Source organism: Vibrio sp. 10N.222.52.B7, assembly GCF_041474275.1.
Taxonomy (GTDB): Bacteria; Pseudomonadota; Gammaproteobacteria; order Enterobacterales; family Vibrionaceae; genus Vibrio; species Vibrio crassostreae_C.
Genome location: NZ_JBFRTU010000029.1, coordinates 1 through 24,538, shown reverse-complemented (window position 1 = coordinate 24,538; position 24,538 = coordinate 1). Strand labels below are relative to the sequence as shown.

Here is a 24,538-nt window from a genome sequence, read left to right as displayed (position 1 = left end):
CACGTCAAGGCGTGCGTTTCAATTGTCATAAAAGTTTAACGAAGAAATATCAGAGCTTGTTGGTCACGGTATGGCTCCAACGGCGCGCTTCAGTAAGCTCCGTTTTAACCTGATCCACGCTTAATCCTAAATCGGCGCAGTGCTCATCAATCTGTTGCCAATCGGCATGCTCAAAGCTCTCTTCAAGTGCGAGCAAGGTACCATATGGCCCTTCTCTACGTAATAGAGCAACCTTGATACTTTTACACAGCGGCAACTGCTCGACTAAGTTATCTAACGACAAGTCCAACAGAGCATCCAACAAGGAGAATAAGCCAATCATAAAGGCCTGTTCTCTATACCCTTCAAATGCCTGATAGCGAGACATACGCTGACAAAACTGAGCACGCTGTAGAGACAATCCATACAGCTCTTTAGGCTTTTTATCGGACACATAAGAGGCGACGGCTAACGAGACAAACATTTTCAGTTTCTCTTGACCTAGATATACCAAAGCCTGACGAAAAGAAGAGATGGTAACTTCAAGGCGCGGCGACATAGTATTCACAAAACGCAGCAACTTATATGAGAGCGCCACATCTTTCGCGACAATGCTCTCCACCCGTTGAAAGTCCACATCGGGCTTACACACTTCTTGAAACAGCTCCATAGCAATCACTTGCTCAGGGCTAATGTATTTACTCTTGATGATTTCCGGTTTATTGAAAAAGTAACCTTGGAAAAACTTAAAGCCAGCCTCTTTGGCTTGCTGGAATTCTTGTTCGGTCTCAACGCGCTCCGCCAAAAAGCTAAACTTTTTCCCTTGATGTGCCCTAACCAAATCACACGCTTCATCCAAACCCATCTGCATAATATCGAGCTTTACGATATGCGTGTATTTAAGGAAACGTTCCCATTCTGGGGTCGAAGTAAAATCATCTAGGGCAATCATGTAACCCGCTTGGTAAAGGTCTTTAACCGCTTCCAACAATTCATCTGTTGGTTTACAGGTTTCCAGAATCTCTACCACCACCTTATCTTTCGGCAAACTTAAGGGCAGTCGACGAATCAAACTTTGATAAGGGAAGTTGATAAAGCAGCGTGAAGATGGAATAGAAGGGTTAAGACCAACAGACAAGAAGTTCTCAACAATCAGACGATACGTTGCTCGATTAGACTCAATATGCGCTGGGTACGCATTCTTTTCTCCATCGCGAAATAACAACTCATAGCCGAGTGTATTCCTCTTGCGATTTAAGATAGGTTGTCGAGCAACGTATGTAGCGGTCATTTCTTGATAACTCTGATTGGTTTAACTATAACTCAGTCGCTTAATCTAAGCTTTCGCGGCAGCTAGCAAAGCACCGCAGCCCATGAACATACCACCAAATATTTTATTTATCTTACCCATTATGCGATCAGAGCGAATAAAACGTCCCATTTGTGACGCTAATGAGGTGTAACCCAACATAACAACGCTATCAATGAATACTGTCGTCACACCTAGCACTAATAACTGAGGTGCTTGAGGTTGTGTAGGGTCAATAAACTGAGGAAACAAAGCCACCAAAAACACGATTGATTTCGGGTTAGTTAGGTTGATAAGCACAGCGTTTCTCAGCAGTTTGCCACTCGACAGAGTAGAGCTTTCTTCAGATGCTACTAGGCTCGAGCTATCACGCCACTTTTGAATACCTAACCAAAGTAAGTACACCACGCCGACCCACTTAATGATGGTGAACGCCAACGCAGACTTAGCAACGAGTGCACCGATACCCGCGCCCACCAGCATAATGTGAAACGCAAGACCAAGCTGTAAGCCAACAATTGATGCGAGTGACTTTTTAGTGCCATAGCTAAGCCCATTACTGATTGAGTTAACGGTACCCGAGCCCGGAGCCAAGCTAAACAAAATCGCTGTGACAACATAAGCAAGCCAAACATGAGTATCCATTTGCATTTCCTTACTAGTTCTTTAATCTAACAACATTAGTAGCAATAAAGCTCTCACACGCATCAGTTCAGGTAATTTCCCATGGAAAACCACAGCGAAGCCACCTTCCCTTACACTCAAGAACCTCAGTTCGATCATGCGATTAAACACCCGATCAACGCTCTTTGGCAGCAAAGAAAAGAGGGGTTTTTAACATCGTCTGGTAAAAAGAAACTGTACTGGTGCAGCCTCACCTCAGAAAAGCACAGCAAAGCTATTGTGATTTCAAATGGCCGTATCGAATGCTGCCAAAAATACCAAGAAATCTTTTATGATTTTTATCAACAAGGCTATGACGTTTATTCATTTGACCACCAAGGTCAAGGCCAGTCTGAACGTATGGTAACAGACTCTGACATTGGTCACATTCATGAGTTTGATGATTATGAATCTGACATGTCTGACGTCATTGCCAGTTTTGATCTCAGTAAGTATTCCAATCGCTACCTGCTCGCACACTCAATGGGCAGCACCATAGCCACTCGCTACCTACAAACCCATCCAGACCACCCGTTTGATAAGGTGACTCTGTGCGCTCCGATGTTTGGTATCAATACCGAGTGGTACCTGAAACCTATCGCGATGATCGTTGGACAAGTGCTTACCGCTTTTTATGCCAAGCCAACTTACGCGCCGGGCCAGCAAGCATATTATTCGAAGCCTTTTGAAAACAACTTACTGAGCCACAGTAAGGTTCGCTATCAGTGGTTCCGCCGCTTATATGACGAGTCTCCATCTTTGCAGGTGGGTGGACCAAGCACGCGTTGGGTGTGGCAAGGGTTAATGGCCGCCAAGCAAGCAATTCAACAAACTCGTCAAATCAAGATCCCTCTGCTATTGATTCAAGCTGGGGATGAAAAGATTGTCAGTAACAGTGCTCAAGTAAAGTTCATCTCTAAGCTGAAGAAAACCAACTCTGATTGTCAGTTTAAGTTGATTGAGGGTTCTAGGCATGAGGTGTTGTTTGAGCAGGATGAATATCGCAATCAAACACTGGATGCGATCAATCAGTTTTTCGCCTAGAGCTAATAGGCTAAGCAACCTACCAAGAAAATAAGCGCTAAAGAGGAAGAGAAGTAAGTGAGCTTTGCCCTCTTTTCTTGCATGAATTTGGCATACAATTTCTACCTAGAGATATTGTAGTTAAAACGATTCTAGCGCTGGCTAGCGTCAATATTGGTTAAGCATTTTGCAATGAGGGTTAAATGAGTATTCCTGCACTAAAAGATTCCGTGAAAATTGTTGCTTCTGATTTAGATGGTACGCTTTTGGCTCCCAACCATCAGCTAAGCGACTTTACCAAGCTAACGCTTAAGAAATTACACGACCAAGGTTATACCTTCATCTTCGCTACGGGTCGTCACCACGTCGATGTGGCGGGTATTCGTCAGATAGCAGGTATTCCGGCGTACATGATCACTTCAAACGGTGCACGCGTGCATGACCAAAACGATCAACTGATGTATAGCCAGAACGTACCTCAGGAACTCGTTCAGCCAGTTATTGATATTGTGCGCCAAGATCCAAACCTCTTTATTCACATGTACCAGAATGAAGATTGGTTACTAGACCGTGAAGATGAAATGTTGGCTAAATTCCACAGTGAGTCTGGCTTTAGCTACAAGCGCTTTGAAGCTGAAAACGCACCAAGCGAAGGCATCGCGAAAGTCTTCTTCACACATCCAGAACAAGACCACGAATATCTCGTCACGTTTGAACAAAAGCTAAGAGATGCTTTTGGCGACAAACTGAACATCGCCTTCTCTACACCTTGGTGTCTGGAAGTGATGGCAGCTGAAGTCTCTAAAGGCCACGCTCTAGACGCTGTTGCAAAATCACTAAACCTGACTCTGGATAACTGTGTTGCCTTTGGTGATGGCATGAACGACGCTGAAATGCTGGCTATGGCGGGTAAAGGTCTAATCATGGGTACATCACATGAGAAAGTGATGAAAGCACTACCTGACAATGAAGTGATTGGCAGTAACGCAGACGATGCCGTTGCTCACTACCTAGAAAAGCATCTGCTCTAATCTCGCTCGTTGAACAGATCTGAATAAATAAAAAGGCAGCCAACTGGCTGCCTTTTTTGAACCTTACGTAAAAAGCTCTCTCTAACGCTATCGAGAACCTAACACTTCTTTGCTTAAGATTGCCTGCCACTCTTGTTCGGTAACCGGCATGATCGATAAGCGATTACCGCGTTTCACCAAGGGCATTTCGGAGAGTTCAGGCATGGCTTTAAGCGTAACCAAAGGAATCAAGCGCTCAGTCACTCGCACAAACTCGACATCCACCATGATCCAGCGTGGGTTATCGGGTGAAGACTTAGGATCGTAGTAATCACTCTCAGGGTCGAACTGAAAGTGGTCTGGGTAGGCTTCTCTGGTTACTTTAGCGATCCCCGCTACGCCAACTTTTTTACATGATGAGTGGTATATCATCACCAGATCGCCAAGCTTGACGTCATCACGCATCATGTTTCGAGCCTGATAGTTGCGTACACCCTCCCAACAAGAGGTTTTTTGTACTCTAAGAGTCTGAATAGAGAAGGTGTCGGGTTCTGTTTTAAATAACCAATATGCCATAATAAATCCAATTAACGGTTGCTCCGAGGAAGATATAACATGAAGGTAATGAAAAACCCAGTGACATGGCTAGTCGCGTTCGCTCTACAAGGCTGTGTTGCGGCACCTGATACGCCGCAACAACCTGAACAGCCCCCAGCAAACTTGGATGAGCCACTGAGCATTCAACCGCAAACCTTCATCATGCGTGGTCAGGTGGTGGTTGGCCATGAAAGCCGAACCTTCACTCCTTGCGGTAGCCAACAACAATACTGGTTAGACTTATCTCCAGAGTTAGCGTTAGAAGCACAAGGGCTCTCAACGAGACCTTACCAAGCCTTATATGGCGAGCTGATTGGTCACCTAACCGTGCCGAGCCAAACGGGTTATAACGCAGATTTCACAGCGCGTTTCGTGGTTGACCAAGTGAACATCCTAACCGCAGAGAACCCTGAGCGCTGCGACCAACCACTGCGTTCAACACGAGTATTCGGTAATGAACCCTTCTGGTCAGCAACTTTCGATAAAGACCAGCTGAAATATACTAAGATGGGCGAACAGCCACAAACCCTCGATATTGAATCAAGCCACACCACACCAAGCAGTCGTGATTACCAATTAGAAGGTAAAGCAGCGCAAGGCAAACTCAACCTTACAAAAGAGAGCTGTAGCGACGGCATGAGCGATTCTATCTATGGGTGGCATGCCAAGCTTAATCTCAATGACAGTAACTATAATGGCTGTGCAACGGTCTCTAACCAAGATCCAACATTGGATTGGAGCGGACTCTACTTCGCTAGCTCAACGCAAAACTCAGGGTTCTCTATCAACCTTGAACTCAACAATGACCACAGTGCTATCACGACTTATTCATACAGCAATGGAGACCCTTCTATTGTTGAACAAGGCTTCTGGCAGCAACTGAACCAAAATCAGGTACAAGTGGTTATGACTCGCCACCAGCAACAATATTTGATCTCCGAGCGCATCTTCACACTCGATAATGGCAAGCTAATCGCTGAAAAAGAGAAAGTGGGCAACGTGGTGTATCCGATTGCCAATGGCGGTCTGGTGCTATTCGAAGCTAAGAGTGCGCAAGCACAAGTAAACACCACCACTAACGTTGATCTAACCGCAAAGCAGGTGAACTCCAGCGATCAACTTGATCCAAAAGTCGACCAAGCGATCCGCGAATACTTTAAGATCAACAACAGCTCACCTGACGACACTAAATACCGCTGGTTAACCTACGACCTCAACGGCGACGGTAAAGAAGAGCTGTTCGCCCAACTCGATTGGTGTGGTTCTGGTGGCTGTACACTGCTAATTTTCGAAAACCATCAAGATAACTGGCGCTTCAATAGCCGAGTGACACTGGTTAAGGGCGACATACGCTTAGGTAAATCGCAAAACCACGGCTGGCAGGATCTGATCTTCAATGTCAGTGGCGGCGGTGCAACACCGGCGAAACACACACTTTCATACTCTGGTGTCAGCTACCCGCTAAACCCAAGTGTCGCTCCAGTTGCAGATGATGCTGATATCAGCGACGTGGTTTTGTTTGCTGATGGTATCTCACCCGCACAAAGTGGAGTGAAGTTGTAAACATGAGTAACCAACAAGCTTGCCATGGTTGTAGCTTCACTCACCAATGTATTTGTCACCTGATACCTAGTGTCGCAAGCCAAATCGATCTTGTACTGCTCACTCATGAGAATGAACTGTCACGCGATACCAATACAGGGAAGCTGCTTCAGCAATCCCTTGATCAGTGTCAGTCCATTGTATGGCAAAGGAAAACACCACCAGCGGAGCTCATCGCACTGCTTGACGATGAAACACGACAACCGTTTCTTTTATTCCCAAGTGATCAAAGTGTCGAGTGCCAGCAAGCTGTAATGACCCAAGCCCAGAGCCGTAAGCCGCTATTCATCATCTTGGATGGCACATGGCAAGAAGCGAAGAAGATGCTTAACAAGAGCTCGTGGTTACAAGCCGTTCCGCAAGTTCACCTCGATATTACCAGCGAATCTTCATACACCTTGCGCCGCAACCAAGACAGTGGCCACTTGTGTACTTGTGAAGTGGGTATTGAGTTACTCAAATCTTTAGGTGAAAGTGAATCTGCCAAGCTCATTGATGACTACTACCAGCATTATCTAAAAGTGTTCCACGCCGACAAGTGTGGCCACGCCCTCAAATAGACCAAGCAGGCGCGCGGGAAGGTAAAAACACATTTCAGGACGAGACAGACACTAAAAACAAAAAGGGTGAGCCATAAGCTCACCCTTGTTACATCGTATTTTCGTTATTGAGCCAACCAGTGTTTCACGTGAAACGCTCGCTCCATCAAAACAAACGCTGAGGTTGACCAAAGTAATACCCTTGCAAGTAATCGACCCCCATGTCTTCAGCAATACGGCACACCTGCTCATTATGAACGAACTCCGCCACCGTCTTAGCATTCAGAATCTGGCATAAGCTCACCAACTGCTGAGCGATCTTGCGCTGCTTTTTATCTTTATCAATATTGCGAATCAAACTGCCATCAAGCTTGATCACCTGTGGTTCTAGCTTCAATATCTCATCAATGTTCGAATAGCCCGAACCAAAGTCATCAACAATAATATTCACACCAAGATCGCGGAAGTGATTACACACCTCAATCAAGCGACCGTAATCCTGAATTTGTTCCGTTTCTAACACCTCCAAGCCAATACGCTGTGGGTGACTGATTTTCTTGATCGCTTGTTCAAGGTGAAGAATGGTTTTCTCATTGCTGAAATCTTGTGGCGCTAAATTAATTGAGAACGAATCGGTTCGCTGACTCATAAAATCGAAGGTGCGCGTTATCATCTGACGACTGAGGCGTGTATAGAGATGGGTTCCTTCAATGATTGGCAAGAACTTACCCGGTGCAATTAACTGACCGTCCTCTTCAATTCGAACCAAACACTCGTAGCTCTCTACCTGATGACTGTGTGCTGAAACTATGGGCTGAGAGCACGCCACAATATTCTGATTAAGCACCGCGCGACTCACGCACGACAGCCAACCAAGTTGCTCTTGGCGATGCTTCTCCAATTGAATGAGTGCCTTGGCGCTCACTAGGTGCTTGTTCTGGCTGACAGCGCTGCGCCTCGCATCAATCGCCTTCAACAATAAGTCATCAATAGAGGTAGTCGGGAAATCTCGACGGCTGGCGATACCCGCACAGATAGACACCGACAAGTAATCAATATCGGGTAAACCGGTCGGCTCGAAATTTACATGCTCGGTTTGATCGGCAAATTCCGAAAATCGCTGATGAATATGTTCTTGGCTCGCCCAGCTATCAAACACCACCGCCCACTCACCAATACCGATACTGTAAAGCTGACAACCCTCATCAAAGAACTGCCATAGCGCCCTTTGAAAGTACTCACTCAAATCATGCAGAAGCTTGTCACCCACTCGATAGCCGTACTTCTCATTGACCTGACCAAAGGTCGTCACCTTCAAAGCTAACAAATGGCTGTCACTGCTCATCTTCGACAGCTTCTCACGCAACACACTTCGATTGGGCAAGCCAGTACGGTGATCAATTCGGTAGCTCGCCGTTAATGCGGTGGCTTGCTGCTGAATCTTACTCGCCATACTGTTGTTCATGTCATCGACATCAAGTAGTGCATTTCGGATCAATGAAAACAGAGGGGATATATTGGTCGCGGGTTGCGTCTCTAATGGCAATACCGCCTTACCCTCGCCTTCTCTCAGCGCAAGGTAAGTGAGGCTATGGTGCAAGATTCGCTGCTGGTCATTCTCTTGATAGAGTTCTCCCATGCAGTACACGCCATAGCTGTCGGCCAATCTTTGGAAAACCTCAACCTCTTGGTTGCCATCGATAAAGTCGATGCGAGAGGTGCAGTTGTAAATAAAGAACTGTTCTGGTCTATGGGAGGCGATCTGTTGAACGCCAAGTCGTATTTGCTCTAAGGTCAATGATGGATGGTCATAACAAAACCGGACCTCATCGCCCACTTGAAACTGGCCACTGAATTCTATCTCTCCACTTTCCGCTACCTTGAGCGGTAAGTGAATGTTTTGCTCTTTCGGCTCACCGACCATCAACGGAAAGTTATGCAGTTGTTCCAAAGGCACTTCGAGACCATCAGCGAGGTAACGGTTATAGAGTTCGCGAACAGGCATGCCATCCAATTCCAGCAACCGGTTATCTTTAGCGCCAGTCACTCGGAAAGTTCGGCCAATAGGGTTCCACTCAGTGAAGTAACCCTTTGTGATTGCGAGCTCAACACTGTGCAGCGCAAGCATCACATAGGCATTCTCATAGCAAATGCCGTCTAACATCACCCATCGCCCATTATCTGTGATGGTCGATGCACCGCCACAGATCGGTAATGAATACATCGACTGCTCAAACGCTGAAAATAGATCTCGGTTATTTATCTGCAAGCGGTCTGCGAAACAGATGATGCTTTGAGTATTATCATTGCACTCAAGCTGTTGCCACATAGCGTGGCTATCGAGCAATGGTTGTTCGCTATATTCGACAACACCACAAGAGTAAGACGTCGCGTCAAAGCGGGTAACAATCAGATAAAGACCTTGGTGCAGGATGACACCTTGACTAATGTAGTGGTTAGCACTGCAACCAATCAATTTGGCATTGGGAAAAGTCGATTGAATCACTTGGCAGGCAGCCAAAACAGAACCTTTCTCGAAAGACGAAAACACCTGAATCAGTAGGCTTTCATGTTGATGAAAATCTATCTTTTCCAATTCACGTTGGGTTTGCTCAATGTCTTGTATCAGGAGAGAAGTCGACTGCATATTCACATTAATCGTTACGTTAATGATTTATTATTGTGCTTATTATAGATAAGGCTTGCACGGAATACTTGCGATCGCGTTATGAATAATGTGACCTTAGTTAGACATCATTCATTCCGCCAAAAAGCAGTCATTAATGGCGGCGCAGTACTTTTATAGCCAGTCGTTACACAATGCGGGAAGCTTTAACTGCTAAAACAGTCGCTTAGGCTCACCGAAGTAGTAACCCTGCAGATAATCGACACCCATTTGCTCTGCTATCTCACAAACCTGTTGGTTATGGACAAATTCAGCGACCGTTTTGGCATTGAACACTTGGCACAAACGAATCAACTGAGAGGCTATGTTTCTTTGTTTTTGGTCTTTATCGATATTACGAATCAAGCTACCGTCGAGCTTAATGATCTGCGGCTCAAGCTTAATGATTTCATCGATATTGGAATAACCAGAGCCAAAATCATCAACAATGATTCTCGCCCCGAGTGCACGGAAGTGATCACACACTTCAATCATGCGACCATAATCTTTAATCTGTTCTGACTCGAGAACCTCTAAACCGAGTCGAGTGGGATCGTTCATGCCACTGATCGCAGCCTCGAGCACCTCAAGCGTCTTGTCGCTCAACAAATCTTGTGGGGATAGATTGATAGAAAATGAGCTCTGCTTATCCGCCATGTAGCCGATAGTACTCTTAATCATGTGTCGACTAAGGCGCGTATATAGGTGCGTATCAGCAATGATAGGTAAGAACTTTCCTGGTGGTACAATTGTACCGTCCGACTCCATGATTCTGACTAAACACTCTTGGCCAATCATTTCGTGCGTACCCGATTCCACAATCGGCTGTGAGTAGGTGATGATGTTCTGATCTAAAATCGCACGACTTACACAGCTCAACCAACCGAGTTGCTCTTTGCGGTCTTCTTCGCTCACCTGGATGTCTTTGGCATTGGTGATGTGGGTATTGTTCCGCACCCCATAACGTCGAGCTTCGATCGCTTTCAATAAGATTTCGTCACCGCTGTCGGTTAAGAAATCACAACGACTGGCAAAGCCGCCACACAAAGAAACTGACAGGTAATCAATATCAGCCAAACCATACGGCTCAAAGTTAATGTGTTCGATGTCATCCGCGAACTCAACGAAACCTTCTTTTATTCTCGCACTACCAACACTGGCATTAAAGATAATCGCCCACTCTCCGACACCAATACTGAACAGCTCAACCTTCACGCGAGGCTCTTTCACGACACGAAGCTGCAATCGTTCGATAAAGTGATTAGACAGATCAAGCAGTAACTGGTCACCCACTTGGTAGCCGTATTTTTCATTAACTTGATGGAAGTTCGTTAGCTTTAACGTGAGTAAGTGTTCACTAAATAGAATCGTATTGAGGCGTTCTTTTAATACGATACGATTCGGCAAGCCAGTGCGTGAGTCAATGCGATAGCTCTCGGTTAAACGACGCGCTTGTTGATGGAGCTTCTTTTCCATCTGAGTATTCATACTGTCGAGATCAGCGACTGCATTTCTGACCAGGTTAAGTAATGGCGACACTGTTGAGCCACACTGAAAGTCTTCACAATGAAACTCTTTGATCTCGTCAGACTCGCGCATAGCAATATAAGTCAGGCTGTGATGCAGTATTTCTTGACGGTCTTCATTACGGTATAGCTCCCCCATACAGTAGGCACCACACGTGTTCACTATCCCTTCAAATGGCTTGAGCTCAAGTTTACTGTCGATAAACTCAAGTCGAGATACACAGTTATAGATGATCACCGATTCAGGCTGATGCATCGCAAGCATCTCGGCACCATGACGTACCTTTTCAGCGGTCAAAGAGGGGTGGTTATAACAAAACTGCGCCTCTTCACCAACATGCCAAGGGCTATCAAACTCGATACTGCCATCATCATTAATACGCAGAGGCGTCGAGATACCCTTCTTTCTGCCAAGCTCTCGATAAAGCGGAAAGCTCATCAGTTGACTAAAAGGAAGGTCTTTGCCATCCGCAAGGTAATGTTTGAATACCTCAATAGCCGGCTTGTCATTCAACGCGTATAAGCGATTTCCAACTGCGTGTGTGACTCGTAGCTTCATCCCAATCGGGTTCCACTCAGAGTACGCGTCCGACCAAACCTTCAACCTTGGGTTAGTCAGAGCCACCGCAACACAGGCGTGCTGGTAGGTTTGCTCGTTATACATAACCCAACGGCCAAATTCATTCTCATGACACAGTCCACCAGCGATCGGCAAGGCGTAAGGCAAATTCTCAAAAGCGCTATAGATAGGGTAATCACGCCCTTCTACCTGATCGCACAAGCTGATGACCGTTTTGGTTTCTTCTGTAAGGCGCAGCTGAAAAGCTAAGTCTTGGCTGTCTTGATTTGGATTGCCGGAAAAAGGCTGGACCGCAGAGGTTAGATGGGTTTCGTTGAACTCACTGATGATGACTAAGGTGCATGCACTTTCAAGGCAATTATCACAGATAACATGACGAGCACTCTGGCCAATTAGCGTCGCATTATTTAAACGATTGAGGGCAACACCCGCGATTTGACGAGCTAGATCTGAAGATTGATCTGAGAAAAATTGAATAAGGTACTGTTTGCTGTCACACCATTCTCGCTGATCAAATTGAGCTCTAAATAACGCCTCAGTATTTGCGAGAAATGTAAATGTTTGCATGCCAACCCTTGTTCAAAATCGAGTGAAGTAACAACCCGCAACCACTGCTATGACTGAAATGAATCGATAAAAAGTAGTCGCCAATTATCCTAGCCTAATCAGGCTTTTATAGGCGACTAATGTAACAATTCAATAGCATAAATGCGACACAATAAGCTTACCGAGCCATTAAATTAGTCGCATGAGATCGCTAAGTTGGTCTATTTCAACATCAGGGAGCACACTCGCCTTCGGGGAGCGGTATAAATTGGAACCAGTGTCATTAAACCAGCACGCTTGGAAGCCATTTTGCTTGGCTCCATAGACATCCGTTTTGAGGTGATCGCCAACATGAAGAATATTCTCAGCGTCACAACCTAGGTGTTGCTGAGCTTTTTCAAACATATCTGGATAGGGTTTTGCTCTGCCATCAGGGCCGGCTTTAAGGATTAATTGAAAGTACAACCCTAAGCCAATTTTGTGTGGATCGACATTGCCATTGGTAATCGCAACCAGAGGAATACGTTGGCTAAGTTCAGTCATCACTCGATGCGTTTCTTGAGGGACATCGACTTGATTACGCAACCACAAGGCATGCTCAATGCCCTCTCGAGCCGCTTGCTCTGCTTGCTGCAGAGAGTAACCCAATTGCAGCAAACCACTCTTAATCTGAGTTTCACGCCACACGGTGACATCATGTTTCAAAGCTGGGTTTTCAGATGCGACTTGCTGCTTAATGCCCTGCCACTCTTCAAGCGATAAAGAAGCCGACACTGGGTGCTTTTGATAAAGCCACTGTGCCATCTCTTTCTCAACCTTCATGATCACAGGCCAGTTGTCATACAGGGTGTCATCCAAGTCAAAGGTCATGGCTTTGATGGGCTTTAACCCTCGATAAATTCGCATAGTAAACCCTTTAATCTAATCTTTATTCTTCTTACGAGCTCTCGGGTGAGCCTGATCATAAGCTTGTGCTAAGTGTTGGAAATCTAAGTGGGTATACACTTGGGTCGTCGAGATGTTTTCATGGCCAAGCAACTCTTGCACAGCACGAAGATTTTGGCTCGATTCCAGCACATGCGTTGCAAAGGAGTGACGCAGTTTATGCGGGCTGATGTGGCTCGCGACAGATTGCTTCTTGCCCCACTCTTCCATGCGCTTTTGCACGCTGCGGTGAGAGATACGAGTCCCGAGCTTAGAGACAAACAGCGCGGTTTCACCCGGTAAAGCCAATTCACCACGAACTTTGAGCCATTTATCGACCCACTCTTTAGCTAAACCAGAAAAAGGCGCTTTACGTTCTTTGTCGCCTTTACCAATCACTCGGATTTCGCCTTGTCGACCCAACACATCTTTCAGATTGATGCCGACCAGTTCTGCCAGTCGTAATCCAGCACCATACATCACCTCCATCATCGCTCGATCACGAATCGACAATGGATCGTCCTCATTCACATCAAGCAGTTGACCCACTTCATCAACATCGAGGTTTTTAGGCAAAGGGCGTTGTTTGCGAGGTGCAGAGACACCTTTGGCTGGATTGGCGGTCATTTCGCCACGCAACACAAGGAAATCAAAGAAGCTGCGCAGTGACGATAAGCGCGTTGCAATGCTGCTCGCTTTCATTCCCTCACGCATGCCTTTACTGGCCAGTTGTCTGACCCACGCCGCATCGACTTGACCCCAATCCTTTAGCCCTAGAGTGACTAAATGACCGGCCATGGTTTCAAGTTGTTGTTTGTAATTACGTTGGGTGTGTAGGCTGAGTCCCTTCTCGCTTCGGAGATATTCATAGAAGCGAGAAAGTGGCTTTTGAAGGCTGTTAGGAAGAGGTATTTTGGGCTCTAGGCTCATTATTTATCTGCCAAGGTAAGGTGTCCGCCAAATGAGCGACAACAAGTGCTAAATGGCGTAAAAAGAGCGTATCCATATGGGGTTGGAAATGTCCGCCATCTTCACTAGAAAAGGCGAGCAAACCCAATGGAGACTGCTTAGCAAGCGGTAGTACTACATAAGAGCCTAGCTCTGGAACTGGATAATCACCAAACAAATCGTGTCTGTCGGCTTTTCTCAAGCGTCCAAGATAAGCATCTTTGCCATTGAAATGGTTAAGCGAAAACTTAGAGTAACCCTCAGCACTCAACTGATAAAAGCCAGATTGCGAAAGAATACGAACATGAGCCTTAAGCCCAAGATCTAACGCTTTTTGTTCAACGGCTTTTATCACCTGCATGAAGTCACTGCATTTCAGCACTTGCGCTTGCAGATCCATAAACTCATAGAAGGTTTTATCGTTATTTGCTGCCAACGACATCAAGCCAGTGATCTCTTCTTCAAGCTCTTCGATTCGATGACGTTGGCGTTTAAGCTGAACCTCAACCAGAGAAACAGCGCCCTGCTCAACGTTATTGATAGCAAGGCGATCAACCAAATCTTTTCGGTCTTGGAAAAAATCTGGGTTATCACGTAAATATTCCGCGACCACTTCTGCGGTGAGTGCGTCGGCTTCAACGTAAGACAAAACCTATCCTTTATTTTTATGAATATATTTGTTTTGGGTCGTTATTAGCAAGAAAGTTGACCATCAAACACATGCGTTGCAGGGCCGGTCATAAACAGAGGTTTACCCGGGCCTTGCCAGCTAATGTGTAAGTCACCGCCTGGTAGACGAACCTTCACATTCTCAGCCAGTAAGCCTTGAGTGATACCCACTGCAACTGCGCCACACGCTCCGCTGCCACATGCCTGAGTTTCACCCGCGCCGCGTTCGTAAACACGTAGACGAACTTCTTCACGGTTAACGACCTGCATAAAGCCAGCATTAACACGCTCAGGGAAACGTTCATGTGATTCAAGTAGTGGGCCTAAGGTGTCCACATCAGCCGTGTCGACGTCATCAACCACGGTAACCACATGTGGGTTACCCATGCTTACCGCACCACAGAATAAGGTGTGTACATCCGTTCTTAGGATATACGTCTTCTCTGGCTGCTTGGCCTTGAATGGAATCTTGCCGGGTTCGAACTCAGGAATGCCCATGTTCACCGTGATCAGGTCATTCTCTTCAATCTTGAGAACCATTTTACCTTTCTTGGTACTCACGTTGATGCTGTACTTATTCGTTAAGCCTTTCATGCGAACGAATCGTGCAAAACAACGTGCACCATTGCCACACTGCTCCACTTCACTGCCATCCGCATTGAATATGCGGTAATGGAAATCAGTTTCTGGATCATAGGGAGCCTCAACCACAAGTAGCTGATCAAAGCCCACGCCAGTGTGACGATCCGCCAAACGACGGATCAAATCTGGAGAAAAGAAAATATTTTGAGTAATGCAGTCCACGACCATGAAATCATTGCCCAAACCATGCATTTTAGAAAAGTGGAAGTGCATAACGCTTAAAATTACTCCGGAAGAATGTTTTCAAGTTCCCACAGACTCGTAAGCTCTTCACGCTGACGAACCAAGTGAGTTTTATCGCCATCCACCATCACTTCAGCCGCACGCGAACGAGTGTTGTAGTTAGATGACATCGCGAAGCCATAAGCACCCGCTGAACGAACTGCTAGCAGATCACCTTCTTCAAGAACAAGGTCACGATCTTTACCTAGGAAATCGCCTGTCTCACAGATTGGGCCAACCAAATCGTAAGTCACAGCTTCACCCTGACGAGGGCTAACAGGAACAATATCCTGCCAAGCTTGATAAAGTGCTGGGCGCATTAGGTCGTTCATTGCTGCATCGATGATGGCAAAGTTCTTGTGCTCTGTTGGCTTGAGGAACTCGACTTTCGTTAATAATACACCAGCGTTAGCAGCAATCGCTCTTCCAGGCTCGAAAATCAGCTCTAGATCAGAATGATTGTCTAGGCGAGCCAATAAAGCTTTCGCGTAGTCAGAAGGCTGTGGTGGTAATTCATCACGATAAACCACACCCAAGCCGCCACCAACATCAAGGTGTTTGATGTTGATACCGTTAGCACGTAGCTGGTCGATCAGCGCAAGTAGGCGATCGGTTGCATCGATGAAAGGTTCGATATCCGTTAACTGAGAACCAATGTGGCAATCAATACCATGGATAGACAAGTTATCGAGTGTTTTTGCAAACTCATAAACAGCAGGAGCACGGTCGAAAGCGATACCAAACTTGTTATCACGCAGACCTGTAGAGATATAAGGGTGAGTGTTCGCATCAACGTCTGGGTTGATACGCAGTGAAATCGGCGCTTTAACACCAAGCTCACCAGCTACTTTATTCAGTCGCTCTAGTTCTGGTTCAGACTCTACGTTGAAACACTTAATGTTCAACTCAAGCGCACGCTTCATTTCAGCGGCTGTTTTACCGACACCAGAGAATACAACTTTTGCTGGATCGCCACCGGCAGCAACCACACGCTCTAGCTCACCGCCAGAAACGATATCGAAGCCAGAGCCCAAACGAGCCAAAGTATTCAACACGCCAAGGTTTGAGTTAGCTTTAACGGCATAACACACCAAGTGCGGATGCTCACCAACCGATGAATCAAACGCATTCCAGTGGCGTTCTAATGTTGCACGAGAATATACATACAGCGGTGTACCATATTGCTCTGCTAGTTGTGAAAGTGCGACGTCCTCAGCCCAAAGCTGGCCATCTTCCTGATAGTTGAAGTAATCCAAAGTTCTTATCCCTTATAAATAACGATTTCTGCGTGTTTTCACTTATTGTGATTGTTCGGTTTGCTGAACTTCATCAGGATCGTACAAAGGACCCGTTTGACCACAACCAGAAAGTCCAATAACGGACATCATAAATAGAGCAGTAATTAATTTTTTCATTTTGCATATCGTGATTATTAACTCAATGCCCCCTATAATCGCACCACACTCAGGAAAAGCAATAGGATAGAAAGGATGAACGAGACTGAATTTCATCAGCTGGTCGATATACAGATGCAAAACATCGAAGAAGCTATCGATGAATCAGAGGCAGATATTGATTACGAAGTGACTGGTAACGTGATGACGCTGGAGTTTGAGAACCGCAGCCAAATCATCATTAACCGCCAAGAACCAATGAAAGAAATCTGGTTAGCGTCTAAATCTGGTGGCTTTCACTTCAAGCTAGTTGACGACAAGTGGACATGTTCAAAGACGGGCATGGAGCTGTTTGAGATGGTTAAAGAAGAATGCGTGAAGCACGCAGGTGAAGCGATCGATTGGGTCTAATCATTTGTAAGCAAAACTAAAAAGGAGTGAATCAATCACTCCTTTTTTTAAAATCAATCGGGCTTAGTAAGACTAGATGTTAACTATCTTTGAGCTCCGAGAAGCTAAAGTTGCATCGTTACGATAAGGCACAACGTAAGAATTGCCTTCTTCAGGATGAACGATTTGGTAGTACTGAGGTAGGTTAAAGTTAATCAACTTAGACGACATCTTCGACTCATCTTTTACCGATGTGTAGAAAGAATTCACGCTCGCGATCATCTCATCTTTTTCACCGCTGTACTGGTGGTAGACCTCAACTTGGTTCGACTCGTCCAATACATAAATATTGAAGCCTTTGTCGGTATCTTCGAAAAAGAACTGAATCAAGCCCTCACTCGCAAAACCATCCACCACTTCTGGTAGCTGATACTCTTGCTCTTTATCGAGCATCAGTAAAGGTGAGCCTTTGAGCTTATTGGTTGAGATGCTACGGTAGAAATCGACCGAGTTTTCCAACATCTGTACCGACACACCACGACGTTCGAAGAACAGACCAAACATCTTATTAGCTAAACGAATAGCCTTAAAGCGGCGGCGCTTCTCGGGTTCAATCGGTTTCAATCGTAAATCGATACACTCAGCAAGCAGTTGATACACCATGTTACGCATCACACCACGCAGGTTTTTGCTGTAACAGAACACATCAACCGATTCTGGCGGTAAAGCATCTTGGTGCATTTTGCCAAGTACCGTCTTCAGCGCATCCAACATTGCCGTATCACCTTGGAAATGCAGCGTACGTACTTCATGCCAAGAGTTACGATAAACTAAGTCGACACTGCCGACTAAGCTCTTACCTTCCTCACCAAAGCTGAAGATATCGGCGTTCTTGAGGTCCACTTTTAATGCACGACCACTTAATTCAGACGTCGGGTCATTTTCAAAGTTGATGAACATCGCTAGCTGGCTTATCTCACACGGGCTCGCCAGTGCTTGCATACTTGGGCGACGCTTACGCAAAGAAAACGTATTACGCAGGTCGCTCACCATTTGATAGAACTTATCGATATCGATGTGAGCGTCACGTACCACAGAGTGCAAACGTGTCGACTCGGTAATCAAGCCATTAAAAAACGACCATGCTACCAACTTACTCAAGTACTCATGGTGCTCTAGAGAAGGCTGACCAAGAATGCGGTGTGCAACCAGTGGCTGCTTATACAAGTACCAACCTGCTTTATTCGACTGACCCTGACGAACTTCGATGAAGCTCAAGTCGGGTTCATGCAGATCCGGAGAGATTTGTGGGTTCAGCAGTGTCACTTTACCTGGCAATACCTCAAACGCAGCGTAAAGCTTACGTGCCAAGATGCTGATATCTTGTGGACTGATTGCCGAAGTGATGTCGTTACGACGCGCAAATTGAATCAGATTACGATAGCTCAGCATCAAGGCATCAAGCAGTGCATGGTGCACCACTTTAACCTGCTCAACCTTCCAGTTACGGCGGTTATCGAGCTCAGCAATGGTTTCATGTCCCCAATTCCAAGATTTAGTCATCTCGGTTAAGGCTTCACGACGCCACGCAACGGAGCCAATGCCCGCATCTCGTGACAACTTCTCGTGGGTCTTAAGATAAAAACAGCGCCTCACCAAGTCCAATCGAGTATGGTCGTTAATACGCTCTAGGTAGCGCGTTACCTTCTCAAGCATCAGATAGTAACTATCCATGCCATACAGATCCGGTTCATCCGCGAAGAAGCGACGCTTGGTATCAATACTCAGCAGTTGGGTGTTTGGGTATTCCCATGAATAGGCTTCTAACAGGATCGCCTTCAAAACCGATTTATACGGTGAGTCGATACTCTTATAGAGCTGCCACAGGTTTGAACCAAAGTACTCTTCAGCGGGAATGCGATTCAGCTTGCCGAAATCGATCCACTGCGAGCAATCAAGATAGCCATCCTGACACAAACCTTGAACATACTCGTCGTAACACTCTTCCATTTCTGGCGGAATGATTTGCCACAACAAACGCTGACCAGCCAAACGAACCGCAGAGCGATAAAACTCATCAAGCAATAATAAGTGCTGTGAAGAACCACAGTTATCGCCGGTCATCTCTTCTGAATGGTTCGAACGGAAACGCTCTTCATCCATCAAGAAGAAGTTCGCTTCTACTCCCAAGGTTTCAGCCCAATCGGTAATCAAGAGACACTTGTTGGTTAGGCTATCGCGAGAGGCGCCATCCATATCCGGGGAAACACACACCCAGATATCAAGATCACTTGAAGTGCTTTGACCAATAGAAGAAGTACTACCCATGGTGTACAAGCCAAGGATTGCTGGTTCATCCGTCTCGGTGAGTTTGCCACCCAGCGTTAATTCGGTATCAGAGACAAATTGCTTTTGGAATTCATTAAGCGTGAAGCTACGAATTCCAAAAGGAACTTGTTGGTCATAATAACCAGGCATCATCGGGTGATTGAAGTGAAGCAGTGCGGGAACAAGGTTGAATACTCGCTGGCCTTGCACATTCATCAACGCCAACGCACGATCAATGCGCTGCTGATTTAGATTGTCTAATCGTTGAATCAAAGTTTGAGTGTAAGCCTGCAAGGTAAGTCCTTGGTTTGAGGTTAAGTGCAGTTCTGTTTAGTTACTGAACGAAAGGAGCAACAAAACGTGATCAATTTAACACTTTCACCCTTAATGGTAAAGCAAAGGAACCCGTCATACTGGTCAATTCCTTGATGACAGAAAGTTAAACTCACGGCGCCGTAGTGTCCTCTTTATTGACTATTTCTAATAATAGCCCATGTTTCAAATGAGATACTAATCACACTATTTTGGTGAACTCATGAAAATCTCTCAGCTATCAAAGTATGGAATGATCAAACAGTAAGAATTCTCGCCTCATAATGGTAGGATTAGGCTATTACAGAACCTATATCGGAAACACCATGACAAATTCAGCACCAATCCGTATCGCGACCAGAAAAAGCCCTCTTGCCCTTTGGCAGGCATACTTTGTAAGGGATGCACTGCAAGCTGCTCACCCTGGTTTAGAGGTTGAGTTGGTAACTATGGTGACCAAAGGTGACATCATCCTAGACACTCCGCTTGCTAAAGTGGGTGGTAAAGGACTGTTCGTTAAAGAACTTGAAGTAGCCATGCTAGAAGGTCGTGCTGACCTAGCGGTTCACTCAATGAAAGATGTACCTGTCGACTTCCCTGAAGGTCTAGGTCTGGTAACAATTTGTGAGCGCGAAGATCCGCGTGACGCTTTCGTATCAAACACTTACAACAACATCGACGAACTCCCACAAGGTGCTGTCGTGGGTACGTGCAGTCTGCGTCGCCAATGCCAACTGTTAGAATACCGCCCAGATCTGATCATCAAAGAGCTGCGCGGCAACGTTGGTACTCGTCTAGGTAAACTCGATGATGGTCAATACGATGCGATCGTACTGGCTGCTGCAGGTCTTAAACGTCTAGAGCTAGAAGAGCGTATTCGTAGCTTCATCGAACCAGAGCAGTCTCTCCCTGCTGTTGGCCAAGGCGCTGTTGGTATTGAGTGTCGCCTTGATGACGAGCGTCTGATTAAACTCCTTGAACCACTGAATCATAAAGACACGGCTGATCGTGTACTGTGCGAACGTGCAATGAACCTTACCCTAGAAGGTGGCTGTCAGGTTCCTATCGGCAGCTACTCATTATTAGATGGCGAAAACATCTGGCTACGTGCATTAGTTGGTGAACCGGACGGTTCTAAGATGGTTCGTGGTGAGATCTCTGGCCCTCGCAAAGATGCAGAAGCACTTGGCGTGACTCTGGCAAATCAATTGCTGGATGATGGCGCGAGAGAAATCTTAACCAAGCTCTACGTTGACCAAGAATAATCATGACAGTGTTGGTGACTCGTCCCGGTTCAGAGGGACAATCGCTTTGCCAACAACTAGCGGATGAAGGGGTTCAAGCAATCCATCATCCGCTGATTCGTATCGTGGATAATCCCAACTCTGCGGATTTAAGCACCCAGCTTAATAACAGCGATATCATTATTGCAGTCAGTCACCACGCCGTGGCGGCTGCCCAAAGCATCCTTTCAAAAACCTCATCCATTTGGCCTACTTCGCCGCTTTATCTTGGCGTTGGTCAAAAAACTGCGCACGTTTTAAGCAAAGTCTGTAAACAAAAAGTAAACTATCCTCAAGTTAGTGATAGTGAACATCTTCTTAAACTTACTGAACTTAATGGCGTAGAAAATAAGTCCATTTTGATACTACGTGGCAATGGTGGGCGTGAGCTCATTAGGGATTCTCTACTCAATCGAGGTGCACAAGTCTCTTATTGTGAGACCTACCGTAGAGAATATATTCCTATTAGCGACCACAATACCTATCAAACATGGATAAACAAAAAAACGTCCAAAGTTGTCATCACTAGTCAGGAACAATTGGAGTATCTCTGCTCAATTACCCCTGATGAGTATTTGGCTTGGCTTTCAACAAGACATCTATTTGTCCCAAGCCAGCGCATTGTAGAACGAGCACAACAACTCGGCTTCTCGAATGTGACCAATACTCACAGTGCTACGAACCAAATATTACTGGCTGCTCTCCGGCCCTAGCTAGAAACAGGAAATAAGCATGACAAGCAAAAAAAATAATGAGCATATTGAACCTGAAAAGAAACAAGATACTCAGCCAGTAGTTGTTGAAAACGAAAAAGCTGACTCTACAGAGACAAAACAACCTGAACAGAAGCTTGATGCCTCTGCTTCAAATACCGCTAAAAATGAGCAGCCTCAAGCTGAGCATAAAGAGCAAATAGAGAAAGCAGAAAAGCAAGGTAAGCGCGGTGTCAAACTAGGCGCTATTGCGATCGCTATTTCAATTATCTTCAGTGGCGGTATCGCATTTCAAATGCAGCAAAAGAGCGCTGAATACTCGGCTCAAATAGCCGCTCTTCAAGCACAACTTCAAAATACCCAATCTGCGGTAAATAAAGACCTACAAACCATCAAGCAAGAGACTATCCAAGAAGCCTCACACGCGGTGGAGAAAACTCAGGTCGTGCAATCTCAACAGCAGAAGAGCATTCAAAGCCTGCAGTTAGCAGTGGCTGACGTGAAAGGTCGCCGCCCGAATGACTGGTTACTTGCCGAAGCCGATTACCTTGTGAAACTAGCAGGACGTAAACTGTTCCTCGAGCATGATGCCGTTAGCGCAACCAAGTTAATGGAAAGCGCCGATCAACGTATCGCAGCACTGAATGACCCGAGCTTAGTGTCACTGCGTCAATCAATGACCAATGACATTACCAAGCTTCGCACTATTCCTCTGATCGACCGTGACGGCTTAGTTCTGCGTATCACAAGCTTGCAACAGCAAGTCGATACACTGCCGCTTGCCAATGCGATTCTTCCGGAAGCTGCGGTTGTTGAGAAAAAAGCGGTATCGCAAGATATTAATGATTGGCAGAACAACCTGATGACGTCGATGAAAGACTTCTCAGAAAACTTCATTACCTTCCGTAGTCGTGATGGCGAAGTTATCCCTCTACTCTCTCCTGAACAACACTTCTACCTGCGTGAAAACATCAAAGGTAAATTAGAAACCGCGATTCGCGCCGTCTACAAAGAACAAGGTGAACTCTATAGCGCAGCTCTTAATACCGCTAGCGAGTGGTCGAAAGCGTATCTAAACCAAGATAACAACTCAGTGATTGAATTTGAGAAAGCGATTAAACAGCTAAGTGAACAGAACATCTCTGTGAAATACCCTGTAAAGCTTGAATCTCAAAATGAGTTGTCAGATGTGATACGTAAGCGCCTACGTCGTGAAGTCACCGTTATGACCACGGAGGAAAAATAATGATTCGTTGGATTTTTCTTTTTCTCGTTCTAGGTGCTGGGTTAATTGTTGGTACTCAGTTCTCTGGTCAACAAGGCTACGTTCTGATCTCAATTGCGAATAAGACTATTGAGATGAGCGTGACAACACTGGTTATCTTCGTCATCGCTCTTCTAGCGGCTCTATTCGGCTTAGAGTACCTATTTAAAAAGCTTATGTACGCGAGCTCGACAACTTGGAATTGGTTCAGTGTTCGTAAATTGAAACGCTCTCGTCGTTATACCAATGAAGGCATCATCAAGCTGCTTGAAGGTGACTGGAAAGGCGCTGAGAAGAAGGTAACACGTTGGGCTAACCATCACGACATGCCTCTACTTTGTTATTTAGTCGCTTCTCAAGCGGCGCACGAACAAGGTAATACGAGTGAGCGTGATAAGTACATCGAGCTTGCTAGCCAACAGGACGACTCTCTACTGGCGGTTGAGCTAACTAAAGCTAAACAGCAAATCAGCGAGTCAAACTACGAAGCTGCATTCGATACACTTTCTACCCTAAAAGGCACATACCCTAATAACACTGCTGTACTTGGCCTGTTAAAAGCCACTTACTTGCAACTGAAGTTATGGCAGCCATTGCTAGAGTTAACGCCTAAATTAGTTAAGAACAAACTTCTAACAGCTGATGAGCAACGTGAATTAGAACAGAAAGCACAATGTGGATTACTTCATGATGTAGCTCAACAACAAGGTAGCGAAGGTTTAATCAGCCATTGGAACAAGCTTTCAAGAAAGCAGAAACAAAGTTCGCACCTTGTATCTTGCTTTGTGAAGCAACTGATCGCTCGCAAAGCTGACTCAGAAGCGTTCACAGTGATCAAAGAGAACATTGCGAAGAGTGGTTCAAATGAGCTCTACATGTTGCTTCCAGAGTTGAATCTAGCCGATCACCACCCAGTAGTGGTCATGCTAGAACGTGCAATCAGTAAAGACAGCGGTAATGCCGAAGCACACAGCGCGTTGGCTCAGTTCTACCTAAGAGAGCAGAAGTGGGCGGAAGCCCAAAGCCACTTCGAAAAAGCCCTAGCACTTCGCTCAAATGTTTCAGATTACGGATACCTATCCGACGCACTAGAGAAGCAAAACTTGACGAAAGCAGCTCACGAGGTTTCTCGTAAAGCGCTCGCTCTAGTTCAGCCTGCTTAAGTCAAAACAACTCAAACTAAGCCGATGCCAAGCATCGGCTTTTTTATATCTGTTGTTTATCCCCAAATAACTTCAACGATACTTATAAACCATAATCTATCTTGTCTTTACTCATCTACCGCCACCAAACCAAGCGTATAAAAGTAACTATGAAATTACGCAATAAAGCCTCCCAAACACACGGAGAACTGCTTTATTTGTGTCTGTACGTAGTTTTACAATTCTTAGAAACAAGCTCTTATACCAA

The 24,538-nt window shown here is 45.7% G+C and carries 21 protein-coding genes; 9 read left to right on the top strand and 12 right to left on the bottom strand.

Annotated elements, in window-relative coordinates; all coding sequences use genetic code 11:
• Positions 1-49: 49 nt before the first annotated feature.
• Positions 50-1,270, bottom strand: a complete 1,221-nt coding sequence (locus tag AB4512_RS10265; RefSeq protein ID WP_017061025.1) for an EAL and HDOD domain-containing protein — start codon at positions 1,268-1,270, stop codon at positions 50-52.
• Positions 1,271-1,315: 45 nt separating this feature from the next.
• Positions 1,316-1,933 carry a homoserine/homoserine lactone efflux protein gene (gene rhtB / locus AB4512_RS10260; protein ID WP_017061024.1) on the bottom strand — a complete coding sequence of 206 codons (618 nt, stop codon included), beginning with the start codon at positions 1,931-1,933 and terminating at the stop codon, positions 1,316-1,318.
• 81 nt (positions 1,934-2,014) lie between these two features.
• On the opposite strand from rhtB, the gene AB4512_RS10255 reads away from it, so the two are divergent.
• Both AB4512_RS10255 and AB4512_RS10250 read left to right on the top strand, forming a co-directional pair.
• On the top strand, positions 2,015-2,995 hold the full coding sequence (locus AB4512_RS10255) for an alpha/beta fold hydrolase (protein WP_017061023.1): 981 nt from the start codon (positions 2,015-2,017) through the stop codon (positions 2,993-2,995).
• A 182-nt stretch (positions 2,996-3,177) separates the two neighbouring features.
• Positions 3,178-4,005, top strand: coding sequence for a Cof-type HAD-IIB family hydrolase (locus AB4512_RS10250; protein ID WP_017061022.1), 828 nt, complete (start codon positions 3,178-3,180; stop codon positions 4,003-4,005).
• An 87-nt stretch (positions 4,006-4,092) separates the two neighbouring features.
• Here the strand turns inward: AB4512_RS10250 and AB4512_RS10245 are convergent, their stop codons facing one another.
• Positions 4,093-4,560 carry an EVE domain-containing protein gene (locus AB4512_RS10245; protein ID WP_017061021.1) on the bottom strand — a complete coding sequence of 156 codons (468 nt, stop codon included), beginning with the start codon at positions 4,558-4,560 and terminating at the stop codon, positions 4,093-4,095.
• Between the two features lie 39 nt (positions 4,561-4,599).
• Here AB4512_RS10245 and AB4512_RS10240 point away from each other — a divergent pair, with 39 nt between their 5' ends.
• Positions 4,600-6,144 carry a COG3650 family protein gene (locus tag AB4512_RS10240; protein WP_372174870.1) on the top strand — a complete coding sequence of 515 codons (1,545 nt, stop codon included), beginning with the start codon at positions 4,600-4,602 and terminating at the stop codon, positions 6,142-6,144.
• A gap of 2 nt (positions 6,145-6,146) precedes the next feature.
• On the top strand, positions 6,147-6,743 hold the full coding sequence (locus tag AB4512_RS10235; protein ID WP_017061019.1) for a tRNA-uridine aminocarboxypropyltransferase: 597 nt from the start codon (positions 6,147-6,149) through the stop codon (positions 6,741-6,743).
• Between the two features lie 145 nt (positions 6,744-6,888).
• Here AB4512_RS10235 and AB4512_RS10230 read toward each other — a convergent pair whose 3' ends face one another.
• The 8 genes from AB4512_RS10230 to lptM all read right to left on the bottom strand — a co-directional run bounded on the left by AB4512_RS10230 (position 6,889) and on the right by lptM (position 16,859).
• Entirely contained in the window at positions 6,889-9,369 is a 2,481-nt protein-coding gene (locus AB4512_RS10230; RefSeq protein ID WP_372174869.1) for an EAL domain-containing protein, read from the bottom strand.
• A 192-nt stretch (positions 9,370-9,561) separates the two neighbouring features.
• Positions 9,562-12,060: an EAL domain-containing protein gene (locus tag AB4512_RS10225; protein ID WP_372174868.1), complete on the bottom strand. Its 2,499-nt coding sequence runs from the start codon at positions 12,058-12,060 to the stop codon at positions 9,562-9,564.
• 168 nt (positions 12,061-12,228) lie between these two features.
• Entirely contained in the window at positions 12,229-12,945 is a 717-nt protein-coding gene (gene yigB / locus AB4512_RS10220) for a 5-amino-6-(5-phospho-D-ribitylamino)uracil phosphatase YigB (RefSeq protein WP_017068593.1), read from the bottom strand.
• A 15-nt stretch (positions 12,946-12,960) separates the two neighbouring features.
• On the bottom strand, positions 12,961-13,893 hold the full coding sequence (gene xerC / locus AB4512_RS10215; RefSeq protein ID WP_372174867.1) for a tyrosine recombinase XerC: 933 nt from the start codon (positions 13,891-13,893) through the stop codon (positions 12,961-12,963).
• Positions 13,862-14,560 (bottom strand): DUF484 family protein, encoded by a 699-nt coding sequence (locus AB4512_RS10210; protein WP_017061014.1) that lies wholly within the window; start codon positions 14,558-14,560, stop codon positions 13,862-13,864. Before AB4512_RS10210 ends, xerC begins: the two co-directional genes overlap by 32 nt.
• A 44-nt stretch (positions 14,561-14,604) precedes the next feature.
• Positions 14,605-15,435: a diaminopimelate epimerase gene (dapF, locus tag AB4512_RS10205; RefSeq protein ID WP_017061013.1), complete on the bottom strand. Its 831-nt coding sequence runs from the start codon at positions 15,433-15,435 to the stop codon at positions 14,605-14,607.
• Between the two features lie 11 nt (positions 15,436-15,446).
• Positions 15,447-16,700: a diaminopimelate decarboxylase gene (lysA, locus tag AB4512_RS10200; protein WP_017061012.1), complete on the bottom strand. Its 1,254-nt coding sequence runs from the start codon at positions 16,698-16,700 to the stop codon at positions 15,447-15,449.
• Between the two features lie 42 nt (positions 16,701-16,742).
• Positions 16,743-16,859: an LPS translocon maturation chaperone LptM gene (gene lptM, locus AB4512_RS25505; protein ID WP_017068592.1), complete on the bottom strand. Its 117-nt coding sequence runs from the start codon at positions 16,857-16,859 to the stop codon at positions 16,743-16,745.
• Positions 16,860-16,934: 75 nt separating this feature from the next.
• Here lptM and cyaY point away from each other — a divergent pair, with 75 nt between their 5' ends.
• Positions 16,935-17,249 carry an iron donor protein CyaY gene (gene cyaY / locus AB4512_RS10190; RefSeq protein WP_017061010.1) on the top strand — a complete coding sequence of 105 codons (315 nt, stop codon included), beginning with the start codon at positions 16,935-16,937 and terminating at the stop codon, positions 17,247-17,249.
• A gap of 72 nt (positions 17,250-17,321) precedes the next feature.
• Here the strand turns inward: cyaY and AB4512_RS10185 are convergent, their stop codons facing one another.
• The gene (locus tag AB4512_RS10185) at positions 17,322-19,850 is read right to left on the bottom strand and encodes a class I adenylate cyclase (RefSeq protein ID WP_372174866.1); all 2,529 of its coding nucleotides are present in this window, start codon (positions 19,848-19,850) and stop codon (positions 17,322-17,324) included.
• A 344-nt stretch (positions 19,851-20,194) separates the two neighbouring features.
• Here AB4512_RS10185 and hemC point away from each other — a divergent pair, with 344 nt between their 5' ends.
• From hemC to AB4512_RS10165, 4 genes are read left to right on the top strand one after another with little or no spacing between them, the layout of a single operon-like run.
• On the top strand, positions 20,195-21,133 hold the full coding sequence (gene hemC, locus AB4512_RS10180; protein WP_017061008.1) for a hydroxymethylbilane synthase: 939 nt from the start codon (positions 20,195-20,197) through the stop codon (positions 21,131-21,133).
• Between the two features lie 2 nt (positions 21,134-21,135).
• Positions 21,136-21,864, top strand: a complete 729-nt coding sequence (locus AB4512_RS10175) for a uroporphyrinogen-III synthase (protein WP_017061007.1) — start codon at positions 21,136-21,138, stop codon at positions 21,862-21,864.
• A 19-nt stretch (positions 21,865-21,883) separates the two neighbouring features.
• Entirely contained in the window at positions 21,884-23,110 is a 1,227-nt protein-coding gene (locus AB4512_RS10170; RefSeq protein ID WP_372174865.1) for a uroporphyrinogen-III C-methyltransferase, read from the top strand.
• Complete coding sequence (locus tag AB4512_RS10165; RefSeq protein WP_017063752.1) at positions 23,110-24,291, top strand: heme biosynthesis protein HemY; 1,182 nt, start codon at positions 23,110-23,112, stop codon at positions 24,289-24,291. The genes AB4512_RS10170 and AB4512_RS10165 overlap by 1 nt, the downstream gene beginning before the upstream one ends.
• The last annotated feature ends 247 nt before the right edge of the window (positions 24,292-24,538 follow it).